We start from the raw sequence: 17,291 nt of genomic DNA, 5'->3' as shown, positions 1-17,291 counted from the left end.
GCCGTGGATTCGTTTCAGCGCTGGCCGACCGGGCGCACGACGATCTCGTTCACGTCGACGTCCGCCGGTTGGGAGAGGGCGTAGGCGACGGCGTCGGCGATGGCCGAGGGGTCGATGGCGTGGGCGCGGTAGGCGCGCATGGCCTCCGCCGCAGTGGGATCGGTGATGGAATCGGCCAGCTCGGAGGTGACGACCCCGGGCGAAACGGTGGTCACCCGAATCGAGGGGTCGCTCTCTAGCCGCAGGCCCTCGGTAATAGCCCACGCCGCGTACTTGGTGGCGCAGTAGACGGCGGCCGTCGGCGAGACCTGGTGCGCGCCGACGCTCGCGATCGTGACGAAGTGGCCCGATCCCTGGGCCTCGAAACGGGGCAGGACCGCGGCGACGCTGTGCAGGAGCCCGCGGACGTTCACGTCGATCATCCGGTCCCATTGCTGGACCAGCCCGGCGTCGAGCCGCGACAGCGGCATGACCCCGGCGTTGCCGATGAGAACGTCGACTCGTCCGAAACGATCCTGAGCCTCTTGGACGAACGCCTCGACGGACGTCCGCTCGGTGACGTCGAGGCCCACCGGGTGCAGGCCGGGCCCTGTCCGTTCGGCCAGTTCCTTGAGGCGGTCGACGCGACGGGCGCCCGCGACCACCTGATGTCCCTGATCTACAAGGCGGGCGGCAATGGCCTCGCCGATCCCGCTGCTTGCCCCGGTCACGAGAATGATCTTGCGATTGTTCATGCCGTCGACACTGGCCGACCCTGGACGGCCGAGACAGGCCGGGCTCCTCAGGGGAGACACGCACCCAGGAAACCGACGAGGCGCGTCGCGGCGGCCCGGGTGGCGACGGCCCGCCTCGGCCCATGCGACGGCTCTTGCGATGCGCCTTGGCCGAGCACTCCACAGAGCGTGAGAGGATGGTCGCGGAGAGTGTTGAAGGAGTGCAATGACTCCCAGAAAGATGAACTCATGCACACTTTGGCCGGTCCCCCCGTGGTCCTCAGCGAGGGGCCCACCCTGCGGTTGAGGGATCTGACCGCCGCCGACCTGGCGACCTTGACGCGGATTTGGGGAGATCCGACCGTCATGGCGGACATGAGCAGTGAGGTACGAACGGAACGAGAATGCGCCGCGCTGCTCGATCAGGCCCGCCGCGACGCGCAGGAGCGACCGCGCCGTTCCTACCGTATGGCGGTCGTACGGCGCCGGGACGACGTGATGATCGGTACCACCGCCGTCGATCTGGAGCGGCATCGCAGCGCCTTCTCCCATTCGTCCAGCCTCCTGCCCGAACACCAGCGGACGGGCGCCGCTGTGGAGGGCTTCGCCCTGGTCTGCGAACTGGTCTTCGGAAGCCTGAACCGGCACCGGCTGACGCTCACCTGCACGGTGGACAACACAGCGGTGGAGAGGCTCGCCCTGGCGGCCGGAGCGGCACTGGTCGGCACGATTCCCGAGTACGCCTGCAAGAACGGCAGTTGGCGCGATGACAAGCTGTTCAGTCTGGTGGACCACCAGTGGCGCGCCAGCAGGCTGGTGAGACTGATGGAGCGCCAACGCCAACGCCATGCTCGCGGGGAGCGGCCACCCTCGGCGCTCGCCGAAGCCTGACGCGACCTCATGGAAGTCACTCATCCCGCAACCGACGGGGTCGTCCCGCCGCGCCACCGGACGGTCCCGATCCGCGTGCTGGTGCTGGCGCTCGGCACGTTCGCCGTGGGCACCGACGCCTTCGTCGTCGCGGGCGTGCTCCCGAGCATCGCCACCTCGCTGCACGTCGGCATCGCCGCCGCCGCCCAGTCGGTGACGGTGTTCTGCCTGTCCTATGCGGTGCTGGCACCGGTCCTGGCCACGCTGACCGGCGCCTGGCCGCGTCGCCGCGCGCTGTTGACCGGACTTCTGGTGCTGACGGCCGGCAACGCCGCCACCGCCCTGGCCCCCTCCTACGGCGCGCTGCTGGCCACCCGCCTCCCGGCCGCCGCCGGCGCCGCCCTGTTCACCCCCGCCGCCGCGGCCGCGGCCACGACCCTGACCGCACCCCGGCACCGGGCGCGGGCACTGTCGTATGTGCTCGTCGGACTGGTCTCGGCCACCGCGCTGGGCGTCCCGGCGGGGACGCTGCTGGGAGGAATGATCAGCTGGCGGACCACCATGTGGCTGACCGCGCTGCTGGCCGGGCTGGCCGCGGCGGCCCTCGCCCTGTGGCTTCCGCCCGTCCCACCACCGCCCCGGATCGGCCTGCGGACGCGGCTGGCGCCGCTGGGCGACCGGCGGGTGACGGCCCTGCTCGCCACCACCGTGGCGATCTCCATCGGGAACTACCTGTTCCACACCTACATCGCGGTGATCCTGTCCCCGGCCACCGGCGGGGACGCCGCCTCCTTGGCGGTGCTGCTGCTGGTCGGCGGCTTGGCGGCCACCACCGGTGTGCTGGTCACCGCCGCCTGGGCCGACCGGTTCGGCCCCCGCCGGGTGATCGCCGTGGTCACCGGCGCCCTGGCGGCCTGTCTGGCCCTGGCCTCCGCCGCCATCTCCCTCGGCCCGGCCGCCGCGGCGGTGTTGATGGCGGCGTGCGGATTCACCGCCTGGAGCACCACCGTCCCCCAGCAGCACCGCCTGATCGCGGCCGCGCCGCACTCGGCCCCGCTGGCGGTGGCGCTGAACGCCGCCGCCGTCTACGCCTCCGCGGCCCTGGCCGGCGGCACCGGCGGCCTGGTCCTGGACGGCTTCGGACCCGCGGCGCTGCCCTGGGCCGCCGCCGGATGCGTCGTCCTGGGCCTGGCCGCGTCCGAACTGGCCCACCGCATGCCGTCTCGCGCAGCGAGCCCGCAGTGATCTGATTCAGGTGCTCCACGTCGGGCATTTGATCCCCGATCTGGCCCACATCATCGATTGAGGGACGGCCCACGCCCCTCCATGCCTCCGGCCGTCGGCTGCTTGACCACTACAGGCCTCCGTACCAGCACGCCCGCCGCCAGCCAATGCGCGTTGCTTCCATGTAAATATGCCATCTCGTGGCGGACGAACTCTGCAACCATTGTGCCCGTGGCCTTGGTTGGACCTTCAGCGCCGGAGGCAGGCCGCTTGTTCGCCGCCCCCCGCTTCGCCGCAGCACGGCACCGTCCCCTGGACGCGGCGCGCTTTGCCGGAAACAGGGTCTGCTCGTCGTCGGGATGGTTTCGGTATCAGGCGCCCGGAAAGTGAGGTCGGCTGGTGCGGGATCGACTGTTAGCGAGCCTGATGGCCAGGATCACGAGGTGCTTGGAAACAGAAGATCCGGCACCTCTGCAGGATCCGGAAGTATTGCGAGAGGCCGCTCAATTGATGGGGCAGGCGTTCGCCCAGGCCAATCCGGTGGTCGCCGATCCAGAGGTGTTCACCACCGTGGGCCTGCTGCACTACGCGAGATACCGGATGCTCCCGTCGGCCCAGGTAGGCGATGACCTGCGCGCCACCCTGGCCCTCTTCGGGATGGTGCAGGAGGAGTTCCCCGAGCGGATACCGCCGCTGATCCGCACATTGCTGGCCTCCGCCGACGAGGCGATTCAGGGCCAGCGGGCCGCGGTCTTCGGCGAAGCCGCCATGGTGGAGATTCGGGCGTTCGAGAGCGGTGGGGACCTCGGCAGACTGGACGCCGCGATCGCGCATTTCGCCGAGGCCGCCTCGGTCCTGCCGACCGGGCATCCAGAACTGCCCGGGACCTTATGTGATCTCGGGCAGGCCTGGAGGATTCGCGGTGAACATCGCGGCGACCCGAATGATTCCGACAAGGCGGTGCAGGTGTACCGGGACGCCCTGGCCGCGGCGCCCGGTGACGGACCGGACCGGTCGGCATGCCTGTCGGGACTGGCCACGGCGCTGTCGGCGCGTCACGAGATCACGAGGTCACCGGCGGACATCGCGGAGGGGGTGCGGGCGGCCAGGGCGTCTGTGCAGAGCGCGCCCGACACAGATCCCGGCCTTCCTCTGTACTGTTCTCGCCTGGGAATTCTGCTGGAGAACAGTTTCGAGCACTCGGGTGATCAGACCGATCTCGACGAGGCGGTCAAGGCGCACCGGAACGGGCTGGAACTCGCTCCAGCGGGCCATCCGGACCGGGCGCTCCTGCTCGCCAACATGGCCTCGACTCTGCGCATCTATTCTCAGAGCAGTGGCCGTGCCGAAATGCTCGACGAGTCCATCGCGGTGGGACGCGAGGCACTGGAGCTGACCCCGCCCGGCCACGAGAACCTCGCGCATCGGTTGCGGACGCTCGCCAACGCCCTGCTTCTTCGCTACGACAATACCGGGCAGGCGGCAGATCTGACCGAGGGGCGGAACCTGCTCCGGCAGGCGCTGGACACGCCCCGGGTGGACGCCGCCGAACTCGTCAAGATCCGGCTCAGTTGGTGTACGTGCCTGCTGCGCCAGGCTGCCGGTACCAGGCGAATGGCCGACAATGACGCGGTCATCGATGCCTTCCATGACATGCGGGAGACCATTCCCAACGGCCATCCGGACATGGGCACTCTGCTGAGCGGGCTTGCGGGGGCGCTGCTACTCAGATTCGAACGGGCCGGCCGTCCGGACGATCTCGACAAGGCGATCGAGACGGCCCGCCAGGCCGTCGAGGTCGGGCCCGCCGCCGTACCCGACGCGGGAGGCCTGTTCGCGAATCTCCAGACGGCGCTCGTGCTCAGATATCTCCGTACGGGCCAGCGAGCAGACCTTGAGGACGCCGTCGGCCTGGCCCGGCGAGCCGCCTCCGTCGGGGCTCCCGACGAGGTCGGGCGCGTGACCATCACGAGCAACCTGGCGAACGTCCTGCGACTCCGCTACATGGAGTTCGGTGAAGAAGCGGATCTGCGGGAAGCGATACATTTTGCGCGCCGGGCGATGGATGAATGTCCACCCGGTAGCCCTCTCCGCACTCGACTGATCGCCGAGTTCGCCAGCGCCCTTATTGTCCGGTCCGCGCTCCCTGGCCAGGAGGCCGACCGGGAGGAAGCGCTGCGCATATGCCGGGAGGCATCGGCGGGACTCACCGAAGACGATCCCTACCACGCTGATCTCCTGGACGTCATGAGCGCGGCGCTCAGCCGTGCGAGGAGCAGCCGCGGGGAGGAGCTCGATGAGCTGATCGAGCCGCGAAGGCAGCAGGTCGCCGCCCTCTCCCCGGACGACACCGACCGTGGGAAGGCGCTGTTCGGCCTCGGCGCCGTCCTGCAGATGAGATTCGACCGGGTGGCCGACGACCGTGACCTGACCGAAGCGGCCGAGTCTTTTCAGGCGGCCGCGGAAATCCCTTTCACCGACGTCCACGGAAGAATGCTGGCAGCGGTCCGCTGCGCTCAAATCAGCGAGCGTCTGGGAAGGCATGATGCGGAGCTGCGGGCCTTCACCCTCGCCGTGAGCCTGCTTCCTCTTGTGGCGTGGCACGGTGTGGACCAGGCCACACAGGAACGAAGGCTGAGTGAATGGGCCGGGCTGGCGGCCGATGCCGCCGCATGCGCCATCGAGCTCGGACTGCCGGAGAAGGCCGTGGAGCTCCTGGAACAGGGGCGATCGGTCTTGGCCGACCGTTCGCTGCAGATCCGAGGTGATCTTTCCGAGCTCGAAAGTGCCGCCCCGGAACTGGCGGCCCGAATGGCTCTGGTCCGCAACCTGTTGGACACTGCCGAACCGGAAGTCGGCGGCTTGCCCATTGCCGTCGCTCCAAGCTATCCACACGTAACGGATACTTCTTCTTCCATTGCGGGCAGGCACAGGGACGAACGAGCACGCCTGGCCGCTGAATGGGACGATCTCCTCACCCGGGCACGAAGTATTCCCGGACTGGAGAACTTCCTCGCGCCGACTCGCTTCACCGAATTCACCGAGGCCGCAGCGGACGGACCGGCGATACTGGTCAATGTAAGCCGGCGACGTTGCGACGCACTCGTCGTGACCAGCGAGGGCGTCAGCGTGGTGCCGTTGCCGAACCTCACCGCCGAGCTGATCCTGCAGTTCTGTGAAGGCTTCGTCTCGACCGTCCGCTATTCGCCCGCGATGGGCCTCGCCGGGACGATCGCCATGCGCGGGAACGTCCAATCGGCGATGAAGTTCCTGTGGCGCTATGCCGCCGAGCCGGTGCTGCGCTTTCTGGGGCATCTGGGCCCGCCGCCCGAAGGGCGATCGAAGCCGCGGGTCTGGTGGTGCCCCGTCGGCCCGCTCGCCTTCCTTCCCTTGCACGCGGCCGGTGACCACGGGGCGGATTCGCCTGCTCCCGGCGCCGTCATCGACCGGGTCATCTCCTCCTATACGCCCACGCTGTCCGCGCTGATCAGATCGAGGAACCAAGCCGGGGCAGCGAAACGAAGGGTCTCCGCACTGGCCGTGGCTTTGCCGGAAACACCCGGGTTGCGCGCGCTGCCGCACGCGGAGGAAGAGGCCGGCATCGTCGCGAGGTACCTGGCGCCGCTCGCCGAAGTCGCCCAGCTCATCGGCCCGCAGGCGACGCGCGCCAACGTCCGCGCGGCCCTTGAGGACCACGACTGGGTGCATTTCGCCTGTCACGGTCGCCAGGACATGGACGACCCGGGCAACGGAGGAATCGAATTGTGGGACGGAACCCGGCTCACCGTTCGTGACATCGCCGCTGCCCGTCCAAGACGCGGCGGGCTCGCCTATCTGTCGGCCTGCGATACCGCCGTGGGCGGGATCGGGCTCATCGACGAAGCGATGCATCTCGCGGGCGCGCTGAACCTGGCCGGATACCGGAATGTCATCGCCTCACTGTGGGCGGTGAGCGACCGCGATTCCAGCGCCGTGGCGGAGCGGGTGTATCAGGTCCTGGCGGGCGAAGGCCGTTTGGGCGTAAACGATACCGCCGCGGCGCTCGACGCGGCAGTCGTGTGGCTGCACGATCGGTACCCCGACCAGCCAGAGATCTGGGCGCCCTACATTCACATAGGAGCGTGACGGCATTGCATCGGAAAGGCATTCGATGAGCGCGACATCCGAGTTCGACGATCTGCTCGACCCCGAGCCACCGGCCCAGCGGCCGAGGACCGTCCTGTGCCTTCCTCCCGGCTCATCCCTGTTCGTCGCGGCGAACGCACTCGAAGAAGTGCTGCAGCGCGACGCCACCGTCACGACCGTGGCCCTGAATATGGCAGAACGGCAACTCGGCACAACCTCGCGGGCATTTCTTTCTGACAGGTTCCCCGGCGTCACTCGCTCTGTCGGTGACGCTGACCGGGCGAGCCAGCCCGGAGAGTCGACGCAATACCGCCTCCTTCGCTTTCAATGCTCCCAATGTGACCACCAGGTCTTCCGCACCTTCTATGACGAACGCGCGATACCGGCTTGCGCGAATGCGGAGCACGGTTCCATGGTGCTGCGGAAGTGAACCCCCAGGACCTCGCCAAGCCGCCCTCGGAGTCGCTGTCCAGCAGGTTCGCCCTGGTCGGCTACCTGCCGACCTTCGCCGCCGCGTGGTACCTGCTGACCCTGGTGTGGGCCGGAGCCCCGGGCGGTCCGCTGGACTTCGGCCGGGTCTGGCGTACGGCGAGCACGCTCGGACTCGGGCAGCTCACGCTGATCATCCTGACGATCCTGCTGGTCGCGGTGCTCGCCGCACCATTGCAGATGGCGATGGTGCGCACCTTGGAGGGCCGGTGGCCACGCCTGCTGGGCAGCGGGGTCGCCCGCGGACGGCAGCTACGCCGCAAGCACCGTCTCGAACGCGCCGCCGAACTTCCGGCGTCGGCCGACCCCGAAACCGCAGGGTCCGCGGCCGCTCCCGAAGCGCCATCCCCTGCCGTCCTCCAGCGCGCGGGGCAACTGGGGGCACAGCTCAGACGCTCCTTCCCCATGTCGGACCACCTCGTCCGCCCGACGCGGCTGGGCAACATCCTCGCGGCGATGGAGGACACCGCGGGCCGCACCTACGGCCTCGACGGCGTGATCGCCTGGCCTCGCCTGTATCCCCAGCTCAGTGACCGCACCCGCGCCCTCGTCGACGACAGGCGCGACATGCTCGACGCCGCCGCCCGGCTGGCCGTCACCTCGGCCCTCGTCACCGTCATCGGCACGGCCTTGCTCCTGGGTACCGGCTGGTGGCAGCTGCTCTCGCTCATTCCGCTCGGTATGGCGGCACTGGCCCACGCGGGGACGGTGCAGGCCGCGCACGCCTATGCCGAGGTCGTGCACGTCGCGTTCGACCTCCACAGGTTCGACCTCCTGAAGGCCCTCCACATGCCACTGCCGACGGACCCGGCGAGGGAGGCGACAGTCAATCGGGCTCTATGCGACATGTGGCGCCAAGGCGTACCGGCTGACCTCCATTACCTCCACACAGGCGAGAACAACGACCCGACCCAACAGGCCTAGCGCCGGACGAGATTCCGCGTCTGGAGGAGCGCCGAGCTGCGGGCAACGGAACGAAACTCCGGCGAATTTCCCGGGGCCGCGGGACGGGCTCCGGCGCAAGATCAGCTGACCACAGGAGGCATGAGAGCACGCCATTCTTCGGCGGCGGCGACGCGGAGGGTTTCAGCCTCGTCCGCTGGCCGGAATGGGCCTCACCAGGGGCTTTTCTGTCCGCAAGTGGTGGGTGGTGCGTATGCTCTGGCCCTGTGGGGCTCAATGTCGAGGTGCTGATCGGTGTAGTCACCGATGGCGATGCGGAAGAGTTGGACTCGCTCCGGAGTGAGTTGAGCGAGGAACTCGCGTTGTTGGACGTCGATGCATTAGAGCCCGTGGTGGAAGGGAAAGCGCCGCCCGGCACGCGTGGGCTCGAGGCAGCCGCGGTCGGACAGTTGCTGGTCAAGGCCGGTCCGGGGATGGTCTTGCCGATCGTGCGGGCCGTACGAGGGTGGTTGCGGAGATCCAGGGCGCGTAGCGTGGAACTGAGCATCGCCGGCGACAGCATCAAGCTGAGCAATATCTCGCTGGAAGAGCAGGAACGTCTTCTAGAGATCTTCCTCGCGAAGCACGGCACCGGCTGAGGCGATGCGGAAACGGGCGTTGATCATCGCCGGCAGCGTCTACGGCGATGAGGCGCTCGGTGATCTACCGAGTGCGGTCTCCGACGCCGAACAACTCTCTGGCGTGCTCTCCGACCGGCGCATCGGCGAGTTCGCGGTGGACACCCTGCTCGATGAGCAGGCGTTGATCGCAAAGTCTCGCATCGAGGGGTTCTTTCAGGGCGCCGCGCACAACGACCTCCTCCTGCTGCACCTGTCCTGTCACGGCCTGAAGGACCGCAAGAGCCGCCTGGTGTTCGCAGCGAGCGACACCGATACGGGACTGCTCGCCTCCACAGGGATCGCCGCGGAATTCATCAACGATCAGATCGAGGAAAGCCGATCGAAGAGCATCGTGGTGATGCTCGACTGCTGTTACAGCGGCGCGTTCAGCAAGGGCATGCGTGCACGAGCCGCCGTTCCTGAGGTCGATGTCGCCCAGCCGTTCACCGGCCGAGGCAGGGTGGTCATGACCTCCTCGACCTCGCTCCAGTACAGCTTCGAGGGGGAGCAGCGCAGCCGACGAGAATTCGATCCCGCGTTGTTCACGGCTGCGGTGATCCATGGCCTGAAGTCCGGGGAGGCCGACCTGGACGGGGACGGCTTCGTCGCCGTGGAGGAGCTGTACTCCTTCGTCCACGACCGCGTGAAGCAAGCTGAACCGCGACAGACTCCCACCTTGAGCGTGAACAGCGCCGAGGGAAGCATTTACCTTGCCCGTAGCCCAAGCTATGTGCTGCATCCCGAGTTCAAAGGGCTTCCAGGACGAGTCATCAGCGCCATTCATCACCAGGAGGCATGGCAGCGTTATGGCGCGCTTCATTTGCTGGTGCGTGAACTGAACGACCAGCGAGATGAATCGAGTGATGCCGCACTTAAAGCACTGTCTCTCTTGGCTGGAGACCCGGACGCCGAAGTCAGGCGCCAGGCCAGCAGCCTCCTACGCCGCTTTGAAGTGCCTGTGCCAGTTCACCGAGAGTGGGAATCGACCGGGCATGATGAGAGCGTCGATTCGGATTGGGATGTCCCTGTAGAGCATCTGCCGCCAAGGCAGCATGGTCGTGCGGTCGGTATCGACCTCGGGACGACCAATTCGGTCGTCGCGATCCTGGAGGGCGGAGAGCCCACGGTCATCGCGAACGCGGAGGGGTCGCGGACCACGCCGTCCGTCGTCGCCTTCGCCAAGAACGGTGAGGTGCTGGTGGGCGAGGTCGCCAAGCGCCAGGCCGTGACGAACGTTGACCGGACGATCCGCTCGGTCAAGCGCGAGATGGGCACCGACTGGAAGACCCAGATCGACGGCAAGGACTTCACCCCGCAGCAGATCAGCGCGTTCGTGCTGCAGAAGCTGAAGAGGGACGCCGAGTCCTACCTGGGCGAGACGGTGACCGACGCGGTCATCACCGTGCCCGCGTACTTCTCCGACCACCAGCGGCAGGCCACCAAGGAGGCGGGCCAGATCGCGGGGCTGAACGTCCTGCGCGTCATCACCGACCCCTCCTCGGCAGCGCTGGCCTACCACCTGGAGAAGGAGAACGAGGCCGCAATCATGATCTTCGACCTGGGTGCCGCCATGTTCAGCGTGTCCCTGCTGAGGATCGGCAGTGGCGTCGTGGAGGTCGTGGCCACGTCCGGCGACAACCACCTGGGTGGCGAGGACTGGGACGAGAAGGTCGTCGACTGGCTGGTGGAGAAGTTCCGCAGCGCCAAAGGGGTCAATCTGTGGAGGGACAAGATGGCCCTGCAGCGGCTCCGCGAGGCCGCGGAGAAGGCGAAGATCGAGCTGACGAATTCGGCCGAGACGCAGATCAACCTGCCCTACATCACCGCGTCCAGCGAGGGTCCGCTGCACCTGGACGAGAAGATCACCCGCGCCGAGTTCCAGCGGATGACCGCCGACCTCCTGGAGCGCACCAAGGCGCCGTTCCAGCAGGTCCTCAAGGACGCGGGCTACTCCGTGGACGGCGTCGACCAGGTCGTCCTGGTCGGTGGCTCGACCCGCATGCCCGCGGTGTCGGAGCTGGTCAAGGAGCTGACCGGCGGCAAGGAGCCCAACAAGGGCGTCAACCCCGACGAGGTCGTCGCGATCGGCGCCAGCCTCCAGGCGGGCGTGCTGAAGGGCGAGGTCAAGGATGCCCTGCTCCTTGAAGCCACCACGCTGAGCCTGGGCATTGAGACAAGCGGGGGGCACCGCCTGGGCATCGAGGCCGAGGGCGGCATCTTCACCAAGATCATCGAGCGGAACATCTCGATTCCGACCAAGCGGTCGGAGACGTTCACCACCGCCGACGACAACCAGCCGTCGGTGGAGATCCAGGTCTACCAGGGCGAGCGTGAGATCGCCGCGTACAACAAGAAGCTGGGCACCTTCCAGCTGACCGGTCTGCCGCCGGCGCCGCGCGGCGTCCCGCAGATCGAGGTCACCTTCGACATCGACGCCAACGGCATCGTGAACGTCAGCGCGAAGGACCAGGGCACCGGGCGCGAGCAGTCGATGGTCATCACCGGCGGCAGCGCGCTGCCCAAGGACGACATCGAGAAGATGATGCGCGACGCCGAGCAGTACGCCGAGGAGGACCGGCGGCGCAAGGAGGAGGCCGAGGTCCGCAACCAGGCCGACACCCTGGCCTACTCGACCGAGAAGTTCCTGCGCGAGAACGACGAGAAGGTCCCCGAGGAGCTCAAGACCGAGGTCGGCGACGCCGTCGCCGAGGTCAAGAAGGCCCTGGAGGGCACCGACGTCGACGCCATCAAGGGCAGCGCCGAGAAGCTCGCGCAGATCAGCCAGAAGATGGGCGCCGCCGTATACGCGCAAGATCGTTGACGCGCCTAACAAGCGTGCCGTTCAGGTCCAGGGTTCCTCGACGTCCCCGGCGGCGGTGAGACCGAAGCGGCGGAGCCGCTCGGCGCTCCGGTGTTCACCGGCCGCTTCCCAGAGTCGGCTCAGGTCCAGCAGCGCGTCGCTGTTTCCGGCGTCGGCGGACTGCCGGAAGAGTCGCTCAGCACTCGCGCGATCCCCGCGTGCCTCCCGCTGCCAGGCCAGATGCAACAGCGCGCCAGTGTTTCCGGAGTCGATGGCTTCCTGGGTGAGCCGCTCCGCGCCCTCAAGGTCACCGGCCAGCGCCCGCAGTTGGGCCAGGCCCATCAGTGCGTCGGTGTTTCCGGCGTCGGCGGACTGCCGGAAGAGTCGCTCAGCACCCGCGTGATCATCGCGTGCCTCCCGCTCCCAGGCCAGGTGCAGCAGTTCGTCGGTGTCCCCGGCGGCGGCGATCTGCTTAATGAGCCGCTCCGCACCCTGGCGGTCACCGGCTTCCTCTCGCCGCCGGGCCAGGCCCATCAATGCGTGGGTGTTTCCGGCGTCGGCGGCCTGCCGGAAGAGCTGTTCAGCGTCCTGGAGGTCACCGGCCTGCTCTCGCCGCAGACCCAGGAGTACCAGCGCGTTGGTGTTTCCGGCGTCGATGGCCTCCTGGGTGAGCCGCTCTGCGTCCTGGAGGTCACCAGCCCGCTCCCGTCGCCGGGCCAGGCATACCAGTGCGTCGGTGTTTCCGGCGCCGGCGGCCTGCCGGTAGAGCCGCTCCGCTTCCCGCGGGTCACCGGCCTGCTCTCGCCGCAGACCCAGGAGTACCAGCGCGTTCGTGTTTCCAGCGTTGGCGGCCTCCTGATAGAACCGCTCGGCGTTCTGGAAGTCACCGCCTGCCTCCCGCCGTTGGGCGAGGTCCAGCAGCGCGTCGCGGGCTCCAGCGTCGGTGGCCTGCCGGGTGAGCCGCTCCGCGTCCCAGGGGTCGCCGGCCAACTCTCGTTGCAGAGCCAGGAGTAGCAGCCCGTGGGGCTTTCCAGCGTCGGCGGCCTGCTGGTAGAGCCGCTCAGCGTCGTCACGATCACCGGCCTGCTCCCGCAACTGAGCCAGGAACCCCAGCGCGCTGGCCTTTCCGATGTCGGCGGCCTGTTGGGCGAGCCGTTCGGCACCCTCGCGGTCGCCGGCCTCCTCCCGGAGCCGGATCAGGTCCAGCAGCGCCTCGTCGTCCCCGGCGTCGGCGGCCTGCCGATAGAACCGCTCAGCATCGTCACGGTCACCGGCCTCCTCCCGCTGCCGGCCCAGGCGAACAATCGCGTCTGGGCTTCCGGCGTCCACGGCGGCGCGGTAGAGGTGCTCGGCGTGCCGGTAGCGGCCTCTGGTTTCCGCCTGCCCGGCGAGGACGGCCAGGTCGTGGACGGTGTGGGCGTAGCGGGCGACCGCAGCCCAGAACGATGCCGGTGGGCAGAGGAGAGACCGTTCGGTACGGGCATGTTGGTCGAGGTAGTCGGCGAGCCGGTACAGCCGATGGGGCGGCTGCGGCTCACCGGGGCGCGGGTGGCGCTCGACCAGCGGGCCGGGCAGGCGTCGGTGCGACTCGGTGAGCTCGTCCAACGCGGCGCGGAACCAAGGAGAGCCGCCGACCTGGTCCCAGTCGTGGTCGTCGAGGTAGCCGGGCGCGGCGTCGCGCAGCAGCGGTTCGGGCAGAAACAGGCTGTGGCCGAGGCGGCGGGCGTCCATCGCCGCCCACAGCACCGCGCGCGCGGCCGGGCTGCCCTGCTCGTAGCGGCGCAGCAACTCGGACGCCCCGGCCAACTCCTGGGTGATCCGGCCGCCGTGCGCTTGTTCGGCCGCGGCGCGCAGTCGCGGGTCGGCGTTGATGGTGGCGGCCAGGTCGCTGAGTTGCGCTTCGGCGAACTCGGATGGTGCGGTGATGTAGTCGGCCCGGTCGAGCAGTGCCCGCGCGGCGCGGTGGGGATCCGGTTTCGCGGGGTCATCGGGGACGACGGTCAGGACGCGCCGGAACTCGGGCCACATCGAGCCCAGCACCAGTACCGGTCCGCGCGCCGGGTCGGCCAGCAACGCCTGCAACTCGGCCGCCACCTGCTCCCCGCCTGCGGGTTGCAGATAGAACTGGGCCTCGTTCAGCCAGATCACCGTCCGCGCGGCGACCCGTCCGGCGCGTACCGCTTCGGCCAGCGCTGCCGGACGCTCGGGGGTCAGTGGATGCCAGACTCGCCAGTCGGGTAGTTCGGCGCGGATCGCCTCCCAGCACGCCCGCGTCTTGCCAGTCGAGGACTCCCCGACCACCACCACCATGCGACTGCTCTGCGGCGCGCCCGCGACGACAGCGCGCAACCGGTCGTCGAAACGCGGTCGGTGCAGGTATACCGGCAGCACGGGCACCTGTCCGGACGTGCTCGCTTCGAATGCCTGGTGGACCTCCAGCGCCAGCGCATCCTGCTCACCCAGCTCACCGATTACCCGACCCGCTGGCTCTGCGGAGGACGCCTCGCTCTGTCCGCCGAGGTTGATGACGAGGTCCCGGCCTGCGGTGTAGGCGTCGCGGGCGGCGGTCACATTCAGATGGACCCCAGCCTCAGCTCCAGACCCGGACTCAGGTGGGCCGTGCGGCTCGCCCGGAGGATCACTTTCCACACCGTGCACGCTACGGACGTCCCCCGCGCGGTACCGCTTCGCCGCTCGCAGAACCAGCCGTTCGGCCATCTCCGGCCATGGGCCGGACCGCGCGTTTCTCGCCGCTGTGGTCTTGTCGTGGCGCGAGCCGCTGCGACGGTCCGGGGACGAGTAAGCGCTGATGGTTATCAGAGCCATTTCTGCCTGAACTGGGTGCCGGTTCCGCAGCCGCTTTACTATCGGGAGCGTTCCGACCGAGTGCTGGAATCCGCTCGTCTCCGCCTCGGCCTCTTTTCGAGCACTCTTCGTAAGAAAGGCGGCGTGCGAATAGAAAAGCCCGCCCCGCAACCACGGGGCGGTTGCGGGACGGAGAATGGGCCGGTGTGCGGCCCCGGCGGATCAGACCTGCTTCACGACCGGCTTGGCCTTGCTGCCGGAGGTCTCGAACTTGAGCTTGGTCTTGTCGCTCACCACCGACTTGTCGGCCGAGCCGCCACCTTTGACGATCACGCTGACGCTGACGGCCGTGCCCTTCGCCGGGGCCACCGTGAACGTCTCGGTCTGGCCCTTGCGGACGTTGTCCGTGCACCGGGCCTCAAGAATGTCGCCGACACAGATCGCGGCGGTGTAGTTGCCCTTCTGCGTGACCTTGACGGTGACCTTGGCGGGGGCGGCGGCGTCGGCTGTGGAGGCCATGCCCAGTCCGATGGCCGCGACGGCGCCGACGAGGGCGGCGCTGGTGGCGATTCGGCGGGCTGCGAAACTGCTTGCGGACATCATCTCTCCTCGGTTGCCGAGAAAGCCGAGGATCGCGGTCTCGGTGCGACCCTCGTGGGCCCTGGAGTACGACGATCCGATCAATCTGGTTCAGCTTTTGTCCACCAATTTTCTTGATCGATTTTACTTATCAATCGGCGGTAGAGAATTGTCCCGTTCCGTGCTGCGGTGCCGCACGTCTGGTGCGGCCGGGCGAGCGGAAGGCGTTGGCGGGCCAGCCAATAGCAAGCAGGACGTTCCGTGAATCGAGGGCGTTTCACGGGCCGGCACGGGGGTGTCGGCGTGCGGCGAGCCGCCGCGTTCTACGAGCGCGGCGTGGGCGGGTGGCCGTCCGGAGGGAGGTGGGTCAGACCGGGATGCTCAGGAGGTCTCCGACGCCGTCGGCTCGGAGGACGAAGCGTTCGATGTCGCCGAGCGGGATCGCTGTCCCACCGTGCACCTGGAGGTGGTCGGGGGAGTCGATCGCGCCGTAGCCCCGCACCGGAACCTCCCAGCCGGTCACCTCGCGCTCCTCGCCCTCGGTGGAGACGACGATCAGACGGCAGGTGCGCGGCCCCGTGAGGTGACCAAGGTCGAGGGCCACATGCGTTCCCCACCCCTTGTTCTGCAACGCCGCGACGGCCGCCAGGCCGGACTTCGCGTCGTCGGCCGACCGGATCTCGCCCCAGCCCCGCAGGTCGGCGGGGACCGTCCCATGGCGCTGGGTCGTCCCGACGACGACCCCGCCCGCGAAGAGGAGCACCGCGGCGACGGCGAGCAGGAGGCGGGTGCGCCGGACGCCGCGGCGGTGCCGTAGGAGGTCGACGCCCCCGCCCGCTGGTTCGGCCGACGCGTCGTCCCGCACGGGTCCGAGTCCGGTCAGGAGGCCGGCCACGCCGCGGAGGTCGGCGAGCTCATCGGCGCACCGCTCGCAGGCGGCGAGGTGGTCCTCGAAGGTCTTCGCGTCGGCGGGAGTCAGCAGCCCCAGCGCGTAGGCCCCGACGTCGCTGTGCTCGACCTCGGCCGTCACGCCGTGACCCCTCTCTCCTCAAGGGCGACCCGCAGCGCTCGAAGCGCATGGTAGACACGCGATTTGACCGTTTCGACGGGGATCCCGAGCACCTCGGCCGCCTCGTTCACGGTGCGTCCGCTGAGCACCGTCTCGTTAAGGATCTCGCGGTGAGCCGCCGACAGCGCACGGACGGATTCCACCACCAGGCCGGTGCTCACGAGAGTCTCCCACCCGTCGAGCGCGCCGCGCTGCGGAGTGAACCGACCATGACGATACGACGCGCGAAGGATGATCCGCCAGGGCCTCAAGGGCAGGTTCCGTTGCCCGTGCGGTTCCTTCACGGACCGTGCGGTCTTCGGACGGCTTCGGCCTCCGGGCCCGATCATGCGTGATGGGCCGTCAGGGTGCGCAAGGCGGACGCGGCCGTTCGGGCGTCCTGCCGTTCTTCGCGCGGTGAGGTGAAAAGCGGGCTACGGATTCCAGTGTTTCGCATCGCGCGAATATGGGCGGATCCGCGCGCGTCGTATCGGATCCGCCCCCAAAGCGATCGTCACGCTTCCTGTTTGACGAGCTTGCCATCGGCGCCGACGACGAACCATTCGTCGTCCACGCCCTGGCCGTCGAGGTCGCCCGGCTTTCCGTCGCCCGCGTAGTAGTAGAGCGGCCAATCGCCATAGGTGGCCTGGAAGGTGCCCGCCGACCGCTGGGAGTTCTTCAGCAGAGACTGGTCGACACCCTGTCCGGGGGCGACCTTCGTCCGGCTCGCGAGCGCCGGCCACGTGGCGATGCACTCGTCCGCGCAGACGCTGGTCCCGGCCCTGTCCTTGGTGAAGGCGTACAGGGTCCGTCCGTACCGGTCCGTGATGATCGGCCCGAGTTCGGACTGGCTGACCTTGATGGCGACGGGCTCGTCTGGCGCCTTTCCCGCGTGGCCCTTGTCGGAACCGCCGCAACCGGCGAGTCCGAGGATCACGACCGCGCCGAGCAGAGCAAAACGTGCGCGCATGAGAATGCCCCCTTGCGTGGAGTGGAATGGATTGCACCTACCGCCTCGATACACGTTGAGCGGTCCGGGACGGGTTCAATCGAATTCATTTTTCTTCGGCTGAACC

General features: G+C 68.5%; 12 protein-coding genes and 2 pseudogenes. 8 read left to right on the top strand and 6 right to left on the bottom strand.

The annotated features are described in order from the left end of the window. Window positions 1-14: 14 nt before the first annotated feature. Window positions 15-734, bottom strand: a complete 720-nt coding sequence (locus FXF68_RS05175; protein WP_148757706.1) for an SDR family oxidoreductase — start codon at window positions 732-734, stop codon at window positions 15-17. Between the two features lie 252 nt (window positions 735-986). On the opposite strand from FXF68_RS05175, the gene FXF68_RS42125 reads away from it, so the two are divergent. The 8 genes and pseudogenes from FXF68_RS42125 to dnaK all read left to right on the top strand — a co-directional run. Further along, window positions 987-1,604, top strand: a complete 618-nt coding sequence (locus tag FXF68_RS42125) for a GNAT family N-acetyltransferase (RefSeq protein WP_187437736.1) — start codon at window positions 987-989, stop codon at window positions 1,602-1,604. A gap of 9 nt (window positions 1,605-1,613) precedes the next feature. Continuing rightward, on the top strand, window positions 1,614-2,828 hold the full coding sequence (locus FXF68_RS05165; protein ID WP_222869803.1) for an MFS transporter: 1,215 nt from the start codon (window positions 1,614-1,616) through the stop codon (window positions 2,826-2,828). A 426-nt stretch (window positions 2,829-3,254) separates the two neighbouring features. Further along, window positions 3,255-6,932, top strand: a complete 3,678-nt coding sequence (locus FXF68_RS05160; protein ID WP_187437735.1) for a CHAT domain-containing protein — start codon at window positions 3,255-3,257, stop codon at window positions 6,930-6,932. Between the two features lie 25 nt (window positions 6,933-6,957). Next, window positions 6,958-7,362 (top strand): hypothetical protein, encoded by a 405-nt coding sequence (locus tag FXF68_RS05155; protein WP_148757703.1) that lies wholly within the window; start codon window positions 6,958-6,960, stop codon window positions 7,360-7,362. After that, window positions 7,359-8,345 carry a hypothetical protein gene (locus tag FXF68_RS05150; protein ID WP_148757702.1) on the top strand — a complete coding sequence of 329 codons (987 nt, stop codon included), beginning with the start codon at window positions 7,359-7,361 and terminating at the stop codon, window positions 8,343-8,345. The genes FXF68_RS05155 and FXF68_RS05150 overlap by 4 nt, the downstream gene beginning before the upstream one ends. Window positions 8,346-8,590: 245 nt before the next feature. Continuing rightward, window positions 8,591-8,962, top strand: a complete 372-nt coding sequence (locus FXF68_RS05145) for an effector-associated constant component EACC1 (protein ID WP_148757701.1) — start codon at window positions 8,591-8,593, stop codon at window positions 8,960-8,962. A gap of 4 nt (window positions 8,963-8,966) precedes the next feature. Next, window positions 8,967-9,623: pseudogene (locus FXF68_RS43655) on the top strand (caspase family protein); the annotation flags it as partial. Between the two features lie 396 nt (window positions 9,624-10,019). Then, a pseudogene (gene dnaK, locus FXF68_RS43650) lies at window positions 10,020-11,801 on the top strand (molecular chaperone DnaK); the annotation flags it as partial. 24 nt (window positions 11,802-11,825) lie between these two features. Here dnaK and FXF68_RS42120 read toward each other — a convergent pair. From FXF68_RS42120 to FXF68_RS05115, 5 genes are all read right to left on the bottom strand, one after another. Continuing rightward, window positions 11,826-14,354, bottom strand: coding sequence for a tetratricopeptide repeat protein (locus FXF68_RS42120; protein ID WP_187437733.1), 2,529 nt, complete (start codon window positions 14,352-14,354; stop codon window positions 11,826-11,828). Between the two features lie 456 nt (window positions 14,355-14,810). Beyond that, complete coding sequence (locus FXF68_RS05130) at window positions 14,811-15,188, bottom strand: hypothetical protein (RefSeq protein ID WP_187437732.1); 378 nt, start codon at window positions 15,186-15,188, stop codon at window positions 14,811-14,813. A 346-nt stretch (window positions 15,189-15,534) separates the two neighbouring features. Further along, the gene (locus FXF68_RS05125) at window positions 15,535-16,197 is read right to left on the bottom strand and encodes an anti-sigma factor family protein (RefSeq protein WP_148757698.1); all 663 of its coding nucleotides are present in this window, start codon (window positions 16,195-16,197) and stop codon (window positions 15,535-15,537) included. After that, window positions 16,194-16,397: a sigma factor-like helix-turn-helix DNA-binding protein gene (locus tag FXF68_RS43645; RefSeq protein WP_342787102.1), complete on the bottom strand. Its 204-nt coding sequence runs from the start codon at window positions 16,395-16,397 to the stop codon at window positions 16,194-16,196. The genes FXF68_RS05125 and FXF68_RS43645 overlap by 4 nt, the downstream gene beginning before the upstream one ends. Window positions 16,398-16,729: 332 nt before the next feature. Further along, window positions 16,730-17,185, bottom strand: a complete 456-nt coding sequence (locus FXF68_RS05115) for a COG4315 family predicted lipoprotein (protein ID WP_148757696.1) — start codon at window positions 17,183-17,185, stop codon at window positions 16,730-16,732. Window positions 17,186-17,291 lie beyond the last annotated feature (106 nt).

Source organism: Actinomadura decatromicini, assembly GCF_008121305.1.
In the GTDB taxonomy this organism is placed as follows: Bacteria; Actinomycetota; Actinomycetes; order Streptosporangiales; family Streptosporangiaceae; genus Spirillospora; species Spirillospora syzygii.
Note: the sequence above shows the minus strand (reverse complement) of the source record. Positions and strands in the feature narration are given on the sequence as shown.

What these genes read in the sequence shown, in the direction of transcription:
- FXF68_RS05165 (WP_222869803.1), top strand. Translation starts at nt 1,614, where the DNA reads ATGGAAGTCACTCATCCCGCAACCGACGGGGTCGTCCCGCCGCGCCAC.
- FXF68_RS05130 (WP_187437732.1), bottom strand. Translation starts at nt 15,188, where the DNA reads ATGTCCGCAAGCAGTTTCGCAGCCCGCCGAATCGCCACCAGCGCCGCC.
- FXF68_RS05175 (WP_148757706.1), bottom strand. Translation starts at nt 734, where the DNA reads ATGAACAATCGCAAGATCATTCTCGTGACCGGGGCAAGCAGCGGGATC.
- FXF68_RS05155 (WP_148757703.1), top strand. Translation starts at nt 6,958, where the DNA reads ATGAGCGCGACATCCGAGTTCGACGATCTGCTCGACCCCGAGCCACCG.
- FXF68_RS05115 (WP_148757696.1), bottom strand. Translation starts at nt 17,185, where the DNA reads ATGCGCGCACGTTTTGCTCTGCTCGGCGCGGTCGTGATCCTCGGACTC.